Source organism: Vibrio sp. 1249-1 (assembly GCF_033340495.1).
On sequence record NZ_JAWOWJ010000002.1, the window covers coordinates 398,971 to 413,129 of the forward strand.

General features: G+C 44.7%; 13 protein-coding genes. 6 read left to right on the forward strand and 7 right to left on the reverse strand.

Features of this window, described 5'->3' with window-relative positions; all coding sequences use genetic code 11:
- Positions 1–63 precede the first annotated feature (63 nt).
- The 7 genes from purT to R7Z50_RS05270 all read right to left on the reverse strand — a co-directional run bounded on the left by purT (position 64) and on the right by R7Z50_RS05270 (position 7,653).
- Positions 64–1,239: a formate-dependent phosphoribosylglycinamide formyltransferase gene (gene purT / locus R7Z50_RS05240; protein ID WP_017633939.1), complete on the reverse strand. Its 1,176-nt coding sequence runs from the start codon at positions 1,237–1,239 to the stop codon at positions 64–66.
- Positions 1,240–1,382: 143 nt separating this feature from the next.
- Positions 1,383–2,270 carry a cytidine deaminase gene (gene cdd, locus R7Z50_RS05245; RefSeq protein WP_005377892.1) on the reverse strand — a complete coding sequence of 296 codons (888 nt, stop codon included), beginning with the start codon at positions 2,268–2,270 and terminating at the stop codon, positions 1,383–1,385.
- A gap of 431 nt (positions 2,271–2,701) precedes the next feature.
- Positions 2,702–3,379, reverse strand: coding sequence for an LrgB family protein (locus R7Z50_RS05250; RefSeq protein ID WP_005377888.1), 678 nt, complete (start codon positions 3,377–3,379; stop codon positions 2,702–2,704).
- Between the two features lies 1 nt (position 3,380).
- The gene (locus tag R7Z50_RS05255; protein ID WP_318148929.1) at positions 3,381–3,755 is read right to left on the reverse strand and encodes a CidA/LrgA family protein; all 375 of its coding nucleotides are present in this window, start codon (positions 3,753–3,755) and stop codon (positions 3,381–3,383) included.
- A gap of 55 nt (positions 3,756–3,810) precedes the next feature.
- A complete protein-coding gene (gene sbcB, locus R7Z50_RS05260) occupies positions 3,811–5,232 on the reverse strand; it encodes an exodeoxyribonuclease I (RefSeq protein WP_318148930.1) in 1,422 nt (473 codons plus the stop codon).
- Between the two features lie 157 nt (positions 5,233–5,389).
- Complete coding sequence (locus R7Z50_RS05265) at positions 5,390–6,763, reverse strand: L-cystine transporter (RefSeq protein ID WP_206957326.1); 1,374 nt, start codon at positions 6,761–6,763, stop codon at positions 5,390–5,392.
- A 200-nt stretch (positions 6,764–6,963) separates the two neighbouring features.
- Positions 6,964–7,653: an NAD(P)H-binding protein gene (locus R7Z50_RS05270; protein WP_053350419.1), complete on the reverse strand. Its 690-nt coding sequence runs from the start codon at positions 7,651–7,653 to the stop codon at positions 6,964–6,966.
- A 248-nt stretch (positions 7,654–7,901) separates the two neighbouring features.
- On the opposite strand from R7Z50_RS05270, the gene cobT reads away from it, so the two are divergent.
- The 6 genes from cobT (at position 7,902) to R7Z50_RS05300 (ending at position 14,135) form a co-directional block, all read left to right on the forward strand.
- The gene (gene cobT / locus R7Z50_RS05275) at positions 7,902–8,945 is read left to right on the forward strand and encodes a nicotinate-nucleotide--dimethylbenzimidazole phosphoribosyltransferase (RefSeq protein ID WP_005377883.1); all 1,044 of its coding nucleotides are present in this window, start codon (positions 7,902–7,904) and stop codon (positions 8,943–8,945) included.
- On the forward strand, positions 8,945–9,751 hold the full coding sequence (locus R7Z50_RS05280; protein ID WP_054576446.1) for an adenosylcobinamide-GDP ribazoletransferase: 807 nt from the start codon (positions 8,945–8,947) through the stop codon (positions 9,749–9,751). Before cobT ends, R7Z50_RS05280 begins: the two co-directional genes overlap by 1 nt.
- On the forward strand, positions 9,748–10,281 hold the full coding sequence (gene cobU, locus R7Z50_RS05285) for a bifunctional adenosylcobinamide kinase/adenosylcobinamide-phosphate guanylyltransferase (RefSeq protein ID WP_065274411.1): 534 nt from the start codon (positions 9,748–9,750) through the stop codon (positions 10,279–10,281). The genes R7Z50_RS05280 and cobU overlap by 4 nt, the downstream gene beginning before the upstream one ends.
- Positions 10,282–10,292: 11 nt before the next feature.
- Complete coding sequence (cobC, locus tag R7Z50_RS05290; protein ID WP_213915036.1) at positions 10,293–10,907, forward strand: alpha-ribazole phosphatase family protein; 615 nt, start codon at positions 10,293–10,295, stop codon at positions 10,905–10,907.
- A 128-nt stretch (positions 10,908–11,035) separates the two neighbouring features.
- Positions 11,036–12,832, forward strand: a complete 1,797-nt coding sequence (locus R7Z50_RS05295; RefSeq protein WP_042521938.1) for a M3 family oligoendopeptidase — start codon at positions 11,036–11,038, stop codon at positions 12,830–12,832.
- A gap of 274 nt (positions 12,833–13,106) precedes the next feature.
- Positions 13,107–14,135 (forward strand): succinylglutamate desuccinylase, encoded by a 1,029-nt coding sequence (locus R7Z50_RS05300; protein ID WP_005377878.1) that lies wholly within the window; start codon positions 13,107–13,109, stop codon positions 14,133–14,135.
- The last annotated feature ends 24 nt before the right edge of the window (positions 14,136–14,159 follow it).

The following is a 14,159-nucleotide window of genomic DNA, read 5'->3' on the forward strand; positions in this document are numbered from 1 at the left end:
GGTTTGGAACACGAAATAGCGCAGCAATTTGAGCTGCGCTATTTTTGTATGAGTGGTTCGTATTTAATAAATGATATTCACTTTTGAAGCACTTTCAACAGCATCTTGAACGGCTTCTTCGGTGGTTTTTCGTCGCGTAAGGACAACACCTAAACGGCGGCGACCATCGATTTCTGGCTTACCGAATAGACGAACTTGTGTTTGAGGTTGAGCTAAAGCTTTGCTTAGGTTTTCAAAGCGAATGTTTGTGGAAGTTCCTTGTCCAAGAATAACAGCAGACGCAGATGGGCCATATTGCACAATATTATTAATTGGCATTCCGGTAAACGCGCGCACGTGGAGAGCAAACTCAGACATTTCCTGTGAAATCATTGTAACCATACCCGTATCGTGAGGGCGAGGAGAGACCTCATTGAAAATGACTTTATCGCCTTTAACAAATAGCTCTACACCAAAGATGCCGTAGCCACCGAGCGCGTTTACCACTTTCTCAGCCGTGTATTCAGCTGCTTTTACTGCGTTTTCTGACATAGTTTGCGGTTGCCATGATTCGCGGTAGTCGCCATCTTCCTGACGATGACCAATTGGAGCACAGAAATGCACACCGTCAACGGCTCTGATGGTCAATAAAGTGATTTCGTAATCGAAGTCGATAAAACCCTCCACGATAACGCGACCTGCACCCGTACGCCCGCCTTCCTGAGCGTAATCCCATGCTTTTGTAACGTCGTCTTCGGTCTTGATAACACTTTGCCCTTTACCTGAAGAGCTCATCACAGGCTTCACCACGCACGGAATACCCACATGCTCAACCGCGGCTTTGAAGTCTTCAAAGTTATCTGCAAAACGATAAGGTGAAGTCGTCAATTCCAGTTCTTCTGCTGCCAAACGTCGGATACCTTCACGATTCATTGTTAGCCTGGTTGCCTTAGCGGTTGGAACAACATTCAGTCCTTTTTCTTCAAGCTCTACCAGTTTGCCGGTTGCGATGGCTTCAATTTCTGGTACGACGTAAGTAGGTTGTTCCTTCGTAATAACTTCTTCTAAGGCGTTCCCATCTAACATGTCGATAACATAACTACGGTGAGCGACTTGCATCGCTGGAGCATTGGCATAGCGATCACAAGCAATCACTTCTAAACCAAGTCTCTGGCATTCAATGGCGACTTCTTTACCGAGTTCGCCAGAACCTAAAAGTAATACACGGGTAGCATTTGCGCTAGTTGCAGTGCCAAACATAGTGTTCCCTTACAAAATAGAGTGATGAGACAGAAATTGCAGGAGATCATACTGAAGTTTCATGACAAAGCAAACGTTTGCTTTTGGTTTTTAGGTAATAAAAAAGCTCTACATGTTGTAGAGCTTTTTGTTGAATTTGTCGTTTATACGTTGACAAAACTAAGCGGAATATCTGGATTCAACGCTTCCAACGTTGATTGCGTATCGGCTAAGTGACTGATCTTACCTTCAGAGTTTTCTACCAATGCAGCGGCTTTGATGCTGTCAAAGGTTTCACCCGCAAGTAAAACTTGGATTAGCGCAACTTGTAGCGGTGGCAAGCTAGGATTAAACGCTGCATTTTCTGCATAAGCGCCTTGGAATACACGGCCGCTAGTCATCTCTAATGCTAAACCACTCAAGTTGTTGGTGTATGGAGAGTGGCTCATGTTCATCGCTTCAACTGCACTTTGGATGAGTGCGTCTTCATCATCACATGAGAATTGGTGTTTAACTTCTGCCATTAAGCCGGACTCGATACCGAGATCGTTTGGTCCAAAGGCTTCAGGCAGGTATTCATGAAGTGACTTTTCTTCGCGTTCTGGGAGCTGGATTTTAAGCTCGTTTGCGGTAGATAACTCATTCATGAACTGGCGGCAGTGACCACATGGGCTGAAGTTGATAGTGATATCCTTAACACCACGTTCGCCTTTCATCCAAGCATGGCTAATCGCAGACTGCTCTGCGTGAACCGTTTGACCCAACTGTACACCAAAGAATTCCATGTTGGCACCGAAGTAAAGGCGACCTGAAAGACCACGAACGATAGCGCCGACATAAAAGTCAGAAAGGGGAGCATAGGAGTACGCTGCGGCAAAAGGAAGTAGCGCAACACGAAGCTCTTTGTCTGATAGACCGGTAGCTGAAAGCAACTGCTCAAATTGTTGAACTGAAAGCGTAGCATCAAAATCATCAGCTTGGATGATAGGAGCAAGTTGTTTGGAAAGTGCTTCTGGAGCGCCTGCTAGCGCCTGTTCAATGCGACTTTTCATGTTGAATCCTTGTTATTGCATGGACAGTTATTCTATGTGAAAGATAGAAATGTTCCGTGCGTTAGATCACGATAAATAATGCAATTGATAATTCTGTTACATAATTAGAGTGAGCTCACACATGTATTCGATTGCACAGGTGTGAAGCGTTATCTCCGTCTCACAATTAACCATATCAGTATATATTCATATGACCAAGGAGCAGGAGTATGTTACCAACGCGACTTTTACCGCTATGCTACTTTATACTTACGTAATCTAGAGCGAGTGGTAGCAGCTAGAATGCTAATGCTATGAATGTATATCTCAGTCAAGTCCCTTCACGATATTACTGGGTGAGTTTGATAGATAAGATAGGGTTTTGAAAAGGGATAAGTAAGAAACGGAAAGGCTACGGCCTGCCGGAAGGAGGGCAGACCGAGAGCGCTTAACTATTGATATAGCCAGACCGCCAAAGCAAAAAAACTTGGAGCCAAAATAGAAGTTATGATCCCACATAAAACCAATGCGAGTGATGAGAACGCGGCATCTATGGGCTGTTTCTCTGCACAAGTAGCGGTGCCTAAGGCATGAGAGACTGTACCCATTGTCAGACCACGTGCAATCGGGTGTTTAATTCCAATTAAGTTGTAAATTGGGTATGCCAAAATCGCGCCCAATAAACCAACAATCAGAACCAAGATCGCCGCAACGGCAGCTTCACCACCGAGGTGACTCGAAATTTCCATTGCTATTGGCGTAGTGACGGATTTACCCACTAGACTTGCGATTAAACTGATATCCGCTTTGAAAGCGACTGCGATCAAGGTGGTTGTCATCATCGACATCACACTGCCTACTGTGCAAGCAAAAGTGATGATTCGCCAGTTTGCTTTAATTTGTGGTAGTTGTTCATATAACGGGTAAGCCAGAGCAACTACGGCTGGTTGAAGTAAAAAACTGATCCCTTCGTTATCCGCATAATACGTTTCAAACGGTACATTTAAGTAAGTAAGCAAAGGAATGAGCACTGCAATACTGATCAGCAAAGGATTTGCTAGAGGATTATTCACTTTGATTGCGATTTGGCGCGCGACAAGAAAAACCGCAATGGTAACAACTAACCACATATCAGTGCTTCTCCTTTAGCAAGTAGTCCAGCAGCCAAGCGAGGCTGACTAGTACAATGAGTGAGCCTCCAACTGCGCTAGCAATGATAGGGAGGGCATTAGCGAGTAGCATATCGAAATGTCGCATTAATCCCACGCTAATAGGAACGAACAACAAAATCATGTAGCGGATAAATAGCGTGGCGCCCGGTTTGACCCAATCGACCTTTACAAGCCCAAGAGTCATAGAGAAAAACAGTACGAGCATACCGATGACACTTCCTGGAACGGAAACGCCAGTGAACTTTTGAATGGTAATTCCGATGCCAAGTGCCCCCATGATGAGGAAGATTGAAATGAGCAGTTGGATCAGTTGTAAGAATCGTTCTTTAATCATTTTGACAGTATATAAACAACAAGCACACCATAAGGTGCGCTTGTATTAGGAGGAGTTAGGAAGCTAAGCTCTCTACATAACGGTACACGGATTTTAATATCGCAATCTTCTTTTCGTCACTTTCATGTTCGTGAACTAAGTTTTCTAAATTCAGCATGTACTCTTCAATTTGGCTTTCAAACACTTCTCGACAGTGTAGTGCCCAGCGTCTTTGTTCTTGCTCGTCTAATGTGCCTGGGAAGTTACGCGCACGATAGCGGAACAATAGAGGTTTAATGCGCTTGTCATCAAATTCAATGTCTAATGCAGCAAGATTATTCGGATCGGTTTCGCGAATGATATCCATAGCTGCGCGATCGGCTGGAGAAAAGAACCCGTTGTAAAGTTGCGTATCGACGTCATCACTTTTATCGAATTTACGCTCGACTGAAAAGAGGCTAATCAGCTTTTCTCTAATTTCAGGATGTTGGCGCAACAAAGCGAGATTAGCGAGACATTGCTGGCGATCAATGCCAATAGACTCCGCATTTTCAGCCGTTAACGTTTTTGCAGGGGCGAGAATAGGGCATTTGTTTAAATGAACCAACTTAACTGGTACTGGTAGCAAGTCACCAAGATCTTCTCGCTTAGTGTAGAGTCTTTCGTGTAGCTCTTCTGCGGATAGCTCTAGAATAGGTTGAGGGTCTTTCGCTAAATCGATAGTGATAACGGCGTTATTATTGGTTGGATGCCAAGCAACAGGCACAATCCAGCTGGTGTATTGGCATTCGCGCCCTAGCATGCCTGAAACGTGCATCAACGGTGTCATGTTGACGATGTCGACTAAATCATTGAGCTTGCGCTTTTGGCGCATAGAAAAAAAGTAATCAAACAATTTTGGTTGCGCTGCTTTTACTTTCTTTGCCATTTCGATAGTCGCAACCACATCTGCCATGGCATCGTGCGCGTTACTATGTTCTATGCCGTTAGCCACAGACAAGTGTTCTAATTTAAAGCTAGTGAAGCCATCTTCGTTTTCTGGCCATTCTACGCCTTCTGGGCGAAGGGCATGGCACGCGCGTAGTACATCGAGTAAATCCCAACGTGAGTTACCGTTTTGCCAACTCCATGCGTATGGATCGATAAAGTTGCGATAACAAGTATAACGGGTCACTTCGTCATCAAAGCGAATGCTGTTGTAGCCTAAACTGGTAGTATTTGGTTTCGCGAGTTCAGTGTGAATCTTAGCGATAAACTCTGGCTCAGAAAGGCCTTCTTGAACCGTTTTTTGCGGAGTAATACCAGTAATAAGCGCAGCTTCAGGAGACGGAAGATAATCAGCCGGTGGTTGACAGTACATGACTAAAGGCTCGCCGATGATATTAAAGTTTTCATCTGTACGAACACCAGCAAACTGGCTTGGGCGATCTTTCGCGGGGTTGGTTCCCCATGTCTCATAATCAAAGAAGAAAAAAGTGGGCTGATTATCTTGGTGCATTCTGCTTACCGTTTACAAAACCGATGACAGTATTAGACCATTCAACGCCTTGACTAGCAACGAAAGATGCAAGTTGAATTTTTGAAAATGAAAAAAGCCGATGGCGAACCATCGGCTTGATATTTTACGTTTTATCGCTTTGGAAGGAATTTGAGTTCTATGCTCGTGTTTCTTCCAATGTTGCTTCACTTTCTGGTGACTTCAGCACTCGGCTAGCAATTGTACCCGCAGTCATTGAACCTGAAACGTTTAGTGCGGTACGTGCCATGTCAATCAATGGTTCAATAGAGATAAGCAGCGCCGCGATGGTCACAGGTAAGCCCATTGCAGGAAGAACAATCAAGGCTGCAAACGTCGCACCGCCGCCGACACCTGCAATACCAAATGAGCTGATGGTGATAATCGCAATCAATGACAGGATAAAGTGAAGATCCAGAGGGTTGATACCCATTGTCGGAGCTACCATCACTGCAAGCATTGCAGGATAGATACCCGCACAGCCGTTTTGGCCGATAGTGGCACCAAACGATGCTGATAGGTTTGCAATCGCTGGTGGAACGTTAAGCTTGGTGATTTGCGCTTCTACGTTTAGTGGGATCGTTGCTGCTGAGCTACGAGATGTAAACGCGAAGGTCAGTACAGGCCAGATTTTCTTAAAGTATTCCGCAGGGCTAACGCCGACAAAAGAGACTAATACGCCATGAACAATAAACATCAGTGCGATAGCAACATAAGACGCCACAATAAAGCCAAGTAGGTTTAGGATGTCGCCTGCGCTTGATGTCGCTACCACTTTCGCCATTAGTGCTGCGATGCCGTATGGCGTTAGCGCCATGATCATCTTCACTAATCGCATAACGATTGACTGAGCAGCTTCTACGAAAGTACGAATAGGTGATTCCAACTCTGCTTTTTCCATCATCACTTTACGAGCGGCGATACCGGTTAACACGCCGAAAATCACTACAGCGATAATCGATGTCGAGCGAGCACCTGTTAGATCAGCAAATGGGTTGGTTGGAATGAAACTAACTAGCATTTGAGGAATAGTTAGGTCACTTACTGTACCGGCACGGCTTTCTAAAACGGCGATACGAGCGGTTTCACGCGCACCTTCAGTTAACCCTTCTGCTGAAAGGCCAAATGTCGTTGTCACCAAGATACCGATAAGTGCAGCAATTGCAGTAGTTACTAAAAGAACAGAGATGGTCAGGCCAGAAATTTTACCTAAAGATCCACCTTTCTCCAATTTAACAACTGCAGAGATCATCGATACCAATACTAGTGGCATGATGACCATTTTCAGTAGACCAACGTAGCCACTGCCTACAATGCCTACCCATTCAAGTGTTTGAGCAATTGCGCTGTTGCCTTCACCGTGAATGAGTTGCAAAGCAAGACCAAAAAGAGAACCGGTAACAAGACCGATCAAAACGAGACGTGAAAGAGTGTGTTTCTTTTGTTGCTGATTAAATAGAAAGAACAATATTCCAACAAAGACGGCTAGAGAGGCTATCACTGCAAAATTCATAATTTGACCTTATCAACCAGCCGATGTGGCGGTTGTTTTTTATACGGGGTTTTATACGGATTTATTTATGGAGCGTAAGATAACGCTCGTGATATAACTTTAAAAATGACAAACGGGTATTAGCTAGATCTAAAATGAATATAAAAACGAGATCTAAGTCGTGTGAGAGTGTGAATTAGCACGTTAATTGTACAAAATGGTTATTCGTAGTGATGCAGTAAGTCACGCATTTCTTTCCTTTGTAAGTAAACCACCGAGTCTTCTTGATAACTGAAAAGTTGATAAATCATCGCTTTGGCGACATCTTCTGCTCGAATAGGTAAAAAGTTGGACAGTTTGCCTAGCATAAGTGGGCGAATTACCTTAAACAGAGTTTGTACTAACTTCTCGTCCATTCTTGGGTTTTGACGTTGACCAACAAGCGGGCCTGGGCGAACAAATACGATTTCCTCAAAATCCATAGCTTCGATTCGTTGTTCCATTTGTCCTTTACAAGCTAAGTAATGGGATGGCGATTTACTATTTGCACCGAGGCTAGAAACAACCGCAAGGCGTTTGACTCCGATTGTTTTCATTTGTTGGGCGACTTTGCACACCAGATCAACATCTACTCTACGCAAATTATCCTTACTGCCTGCTTGCTTAAGGGTCGTGCCTAAACAGATAAAGCCGATGGTTGGTGTTGGTTGGTTCTCATCCCATTGGTGGATAGAAAGGTCTGCATCAATGAGAGGAATAAGCTTGTTGTCCACATCTAGGACGCCATCGAGTGGGCGGCGAGAAAGATAATATAATGTTCCAACACCTGATTGATTTATGAGGTTTGCAATGACTTTTGAGCCTACTAAGCCAGTTGCACCGGCGATGATTGCGCAGGTGTTGTTATCCATATCTTTTCTCCTATATGGGAACATAGTCTAAGCTATTGTAGCGGATTTCAACGAGTTACTTATAATCTCGTGCAAGAAAGGTGAGACGCTCTGCGAACTCGGCAGACTATCCTGAGATAAACTTGATTAGCGCTGCCCCAATTGGATGCAAGTGTATACAATAGTGGGCGCGCAAAAACTGTCGCTGAACAAGACCTCTTGAACAACAGAACACCTCTCACCCAGACAACATCAAAGGAACGTAAAAAATGGATGACTCTTTTGCTGCGGAGATACAAGCACGCATAGATAACAAAACCAAACCCGTCGGTTCTTTAGGCTTATTGGAAAAGGTGGCACTGCAGTTAGCTCTTATTCAAAGTCAGAATAAACCTCAGCCAGTTGATTCCATCGCTATCTGCAAACCGAGCATGCTGGTATTTGCTGGAGATCACGGCGTTGCAGAGGAGGGTGTGAGCATTGCGCCAAGCGAAGTCACTCAGCAAATGGTGGCTAACTTTCTCGCTGGCGGCGCAGCCATCAACTGTTTTTGCGACATTAATGGCATTCAACTCAAAGTAATAGATTGCGGCATGTTGGCTCCTATTGATGTGCTGGTTCCAGAATTTAAATCCCATCCCAACTTGGTTGAACAACGGTTGGGTAACGGTACGGCTAATTTTTCTAAACAATCCGCGATGTCCCCAGAACAAGTGGCGTTAGGTTTAGAATATGGTGCGAAGATTGCTGAGCATACCATTTTGCATGGTTCAAACCTCTTAATGTTCGGCGAGATGGGCATCGGTAATACCAGTTCGGCCTCAGCACTGTTATCGGCGCTGAGCTCATTAGATATTGATTATTGTGTTGGCGTTGGCACCGGAATCAATCAACAGCAGTTGAGCCGCAAATATAAACTGGTAGCACAGGGGGTAAACCGATGTCGAGGTCTTGATACCAAAGCGATTCTCGCACAGGTTGGGGGTTTTGAAATCGTACAAATGGTGGGCGCTTTTTTAGAAGCCAAGCGGCTTAAAACTCCAGTTTTAGTGGATGGGTTTATCGTATCGGTAGCGGCTTATATTGCGACGTTGTTAGACGAAGAAACGCGTGAATACATGTTGTTTGCCCATCGCTCTGAAGAAAATGGACATAAATTTGTATTGGAACATCTTAAAGCAGAACCTCTGCTCGACCTTGGTTTACGGCTAGGGGAGGGAACAGGAGCCGCTCTTGCCTTGCCTCTGTTAAAAGCTGCTGCCCAGTTTTACAACAAAATGGCGAGCTTTGAGAGTGCAGGAGTTACAGTTTAGTGTCAGTCCCTGATAATTCTGAGAAAGTCACGCCGTCATCGTTAAGATACCAGTGGGAGTTATTTCTATTAGCTACCAGTTTTTTTAGCCGCTTACCCGTGCCCCAAGCGTTGCCTTACAGTGAAGAACGCATGAATCAGGCAGGCCGTTACTTTGCGTTAGTTGGTCTCGTGCTTGGAGCACTTTGCGCTTTGGTATTCTCGCTCACCTCAATTTTTTTCCCAGAGTCGGTTGCCATAGTATTAACGATGGTGTTTAGCTTATTGTTAACTGGGGCTTTTCACGAAGACGGCTTGACCGATATGGCGGATGGCATTGGCGGTGGCATGACCGTAGAGCGACGCCTCTCTATTATGAAAGACAGTCGTATTGGCACTTATGGTGCCGCCACTCTCATTATGGCGTTATTGGCTAAGTATGTTTTTTGGAGTGAACTGGCTAACTTGCCGCACTTTTGGTTGGTCATTGTCGTCGCTTACACCGCAAGCCGAGCACTAGCAGCGACGCTTATTTATGACATGCCTTATGTCAGTGACAGTGATACGTCGAAAAGTAAACCGCTAGCAAGTCGCCAGTCTTCTCTAGAAGTCTCCATTTTGTTGTTTACTGGTGGCGTAACATTGCTTGTGCTTGGTATCGCGGATGCGATCTTGATATCGCTTGTTCTCGTGGTATTTCGTTTGATGTTCAAACGTTGGTTAACCAAGAGAATTGGCGGCTTTACGGGGGATTGCCTTGGCGCAGCGCAACAGTTGTCGGAACTGCTTATTTATCTCACTATGATTGGGTTGTATCACTCCTCATGAAGCAATTGATACTCGGTGGCGCGCGCTCTGGGAAGTCGCATTTGGCAGAAAAAACAGCTAAGCAATTATCGGTCGCTTCTCATCGATCATTACACTATGTTGCAACCGCGCTGCCATTTGACCAAGAAATGCGAGAGCGAATAGCGCATCATCAAAAGCAACGCGGGGGCGAGTGGCAAGAGCATGAATGCCCCCTTCATTTATCTGAGTTACTGACAAATTTCGCTATCACCGATGTTGTATTGATCGACTGTTTAACCTTGTGGCTCAACAATTGGATATTTGAGTTAGGTGATGAATGTTCCAATGAGAAGCTAGAAGCAGAAATTGAAAAGCTTATACAGGTGGTACGTGGCTCAGATGCGACGTTAATATTCGTCTCTAACGAGGTTGGAATGGGCATTGTACCTTTGGGGGCGGTTAGTCGTTATTTTGTGGATAATGCAGGACGGATGAATCAAAAACTAGCCAGTGTTTGCCATCGCGTTACCTTTGTTGCTGCTGGTTTGCCGTTGGTTCTTAAAGAGTAGGATGGAACAAAATGAAAACACTCAATATCTATCTTGTGCGTCATGGAAAAGTAGACGCTCCACCAGGACTCCATGGCCAAACAGATGTAAAAGTTACGCCTGCTGATCAAGAGAGTATTGCTCGGGCTTGGGCCGAGAGTGGACGAGGTGTGGGTGGAATAATTTCTTCTCCGCTTTCACGCTGTCAAGAACTGGCAAACATCATTGCTGAACAGCAATTATTACCAGTAATGACGGATGAGTCTTTACAAGAGATGGCATTTGGTGATTTTGATGGTATGCCTTTTGATATGCTCACTGAGCAGTGGAAAAAGCTAGATGCTTTTTGGCAATCGCCAGCACAACATACGTTGCCGAATGCTGAGAGCTTAAGCACATTGTCTGAGCGCATATGTCGCGTTTGGTCTCAAATCATCAACGATATCAATGACAATCTACTTATCGTCACGCATGGTGGCGTCATTCGTATGATTCTTGCTCATGTATTGGAGTTAGATTGGCGTAACCCAAAGTGGTATTCGACGTTGTCGATAGGAAACGCTTCTGTCACGCATTTAACAATTACCATAGATGAGCAAATTTACGCCTCGGTGCGTTCGATTGGCGTACCTCTTTTAACTCGTTAATTTATAAATATTAAAATGCCCAGAACGATATTGCTTACGGGCATAGTCACGGAAGATGTCAGTGGAAGCCCATCTGCTAGGTGCAGGAAGCGAAAATTGACTCAGTTACATAAAAAGGAAATATAGAAATGACAACGCCGAGTTGGGATTTGTCCATCGTTTATAACGACCTTTCTGACCCACGAATTCAAGACGATATTGCTCTTGTAGAACAATGTATTGATCTTTTGAATAAACAATCAGCAGATTGTGGCAACGTAGAGATCATGCAAAATGCGATTTTGACCAATGAAGCTGCGAGTCGTTTAGCGGGCACAGTTGCAAATTTTGCGAGTTGTTATGCTTCTGTTGATGCAACAAACGCCGAAGCGAAATCGTTACTTGGTAAAATGACCCGCATCTTTTCGGAGCTTTCCCAAGCGTTCAGTCCCTTTGATTTGACATTAACTCATGCCGACGAAGAGTTTATCTTGCGCGTGTTAGACCATGAGAATCCTGATATCAGTGGGCAAGCTTTTTCTATCTTGAATTCTAGAAAGTTGGCGGATACTCGTCTTAGCAACGCAGAAGAACAGTTACTGGCTGCGATGAGTGTGGATGGCAAATCGGCTTGGGGTAACCTATACGATAACCTGACTGGCTCATTGAAAGTGAAGCTTGAGTACACAGATGGTAATAGTGAAGAGCTTGGGTTTTCTCAAGCGGCAAGCATTCTTTATGGTTCTGAATTCGAGCGTCAAGAAGCCGCGTGGCGAGGCGTACAAGATGCAATGCAAACGCACCAAGAATCATTCGCTGCGATTTTGAATGCGTTAGCAGGATGGCGCTTAACTGAAAACAAAAAGCGTTCTACGAAGCGTGAAGTTCACTTCCTAGAGCCGAGTTTGCATGGTAGCCGAATCCAAGCTGAAACTTTAAATGCGATGATGACCGTAGCCAAAGACAGTCGAGCTATTGGTCAGAAAGCGGGTTTATTGATGGCGCAAGTACATGGTCTGGATGAGATGAAACCTTGGAATCATCTGGCGGCTATGCCTGCTTTGAGCGGTGAAGCGAAGGTTTACGACTTTGATGAAGCGATTGAGGTTATTTGTGAAGCATTTGAAACAGTAAACCCTGAGATGTCGGAATTTGTCCGTTTGATGGTACAAAATGGTTGGATTGATGCCGCGCCAAATGCTAACAAGCGTCTTGGCGCATACTGCACCAAACTGCCAGCAACGCGAACACCGCTTGTGTTTATGACTTGGAGTGGCAGCCGGTCAGACCTTATGACTCTGGCACATGAACTTGGCCATGCGTTCCATAACTGGGTTATTCGTGATTTGCCACTTTGCCAAACTTACTACCCAATGACGTTAGCAGAAACCGCCTCTATCTTTGCAGAAAACATCGTTCGTGATCATTTGATTTCGAAAGCTGAGAGCGTTGATGAAAAGCTCGAGATGTTGTGGGAAGAGTTGTCATCTGCGCTAGCTTTAATGATCAACATTCCGGTTCGCTACGAGTTTGAAAAATCGTTTTATGAACGCCGCCAGGATGGAGAGTTAACCGCAGATGAATTCTGTGAGTTGATGTCAGAAACTTGGAAAGAATGGTATGGCGACGTAATGAGCGAACCGGATCCGTACTTCTGGGCAAGCAAGCTGCACTTTTCTATTGATAGCGTGAGCTTTTATAACTACCCATACCTATTTGGTTTCTTGTTTAGCAAGGGTATCTATGCACAGCGAGAAACCAAAGGCGAAGCGTTTTACACCGATTACATCAATTTGCTGCGCGATACAGGCTGCATGATGGCGGAAGATGTCGTCGAAAAGCATTTGTCGATGGATTTAACCCAGCCAACGTTTTGGCAGCAGAGTGTTGAGCTAGTGCGTGAAAAAGTCGATGAGTTTGAGCGTTTGCTCGCACAGCGCGGCTAAGTTTTTCGCAGTGTTGATGCATAATCTGCTTTATAGCTACAAAAATTTGATCAAATCATAATGATCTTAATCAGGGCTGTGGTAAAGTTCACAGCCCTAACACTTTGTAATTGTTTGAAAATTAAACGCCTCAATGCTTGATTTGAGTGCCTGGCGCGAAAAGGCATCGGATTTTCGAGGGAAATAGTGATTTCTACTCATAAGTGAGATCGCAGCAACAAAAATCCTTTGTACAATTTATTAACATATCCGCCGTGCTATTAAGGAGTAACGCATGACGAAGTCTCTCTTTCGCCAATCGTTTTTAACTGACACGTTAGATGTTCATATTGATGTTGCACCAGCGGAGCAGGTGCTTTCTAACGGTGTAAAACTTAAACTCTATCAGCGTGGTGTATTAGAAGTAATCCCTGCGAATTATACTCAGGATACGAAGAACATCATCATCTCTTGTGGGGTTCACGGAGATGAAACCGCACCGATGGAGCTGGTGGATTCCATTATTCAAGACATAGAATCTGGGTTCCAGACGGTCGATACCCGTTGTCTGTTCATTATCGCTCACCCAGAATCCACTCTGGCGCACACGCGATTCCTCGAAGAAAATCTCAACCGTCTGTTTGACGAAAAAGAACACAAACAGACAAAAGAGCTTGTTATCGCCGATACGCTTAAGCTGCTTGTTCGAGATTTTTATCAGGATACCGACCCGACAACACGCTGGCACCTTGATTTACACTGCGCGATTAGAGGCTCGAAGCACTATACGTTTGCAGTAAGTCCTAAGACTCGTCATCCTGTGCGTAGCAAGGCATTGATCGATTTCTTGGACAGTGCACACATTGAAGCAGTGCTCCTGTCAAACTCACCATCGAGCACGTTTAGCTGGTACAGTGCCGAGAATTTTGGTGCGCAGGCTCTCACAATGGAGCTTGGCCGTGTGGCTCGTATCGGTGAAAATGACCTCGATAAACTGACCGCGTTTGATTTGTCTTTACGTAATTTGATTGCGGAAACGAAGCCAGAACACTTACCAAAACCATGCATTAAGTATCGCGTAAGTCGCACAATCGTTCGTTTGAACGAAGACTTTGACTTTATGTTCGACGACAATGTTGAAAACTTCACCTCATTTGTTCACGGCGAAGTGTTTGGTCATGATGGCGACAAACCATTAATGGCGAAGAATGAAAACGAAGCGATTGTCTTCCCGAACCGCCACGTCGCAATAGGTCAACGTGCAGCTCTGATGGTTTGTGAAGTGAAAACCCGTTTTGAAGAGGGTGAGTTGGTTTACGATTAATCCAACATTGCTTTGAGAAGTTAA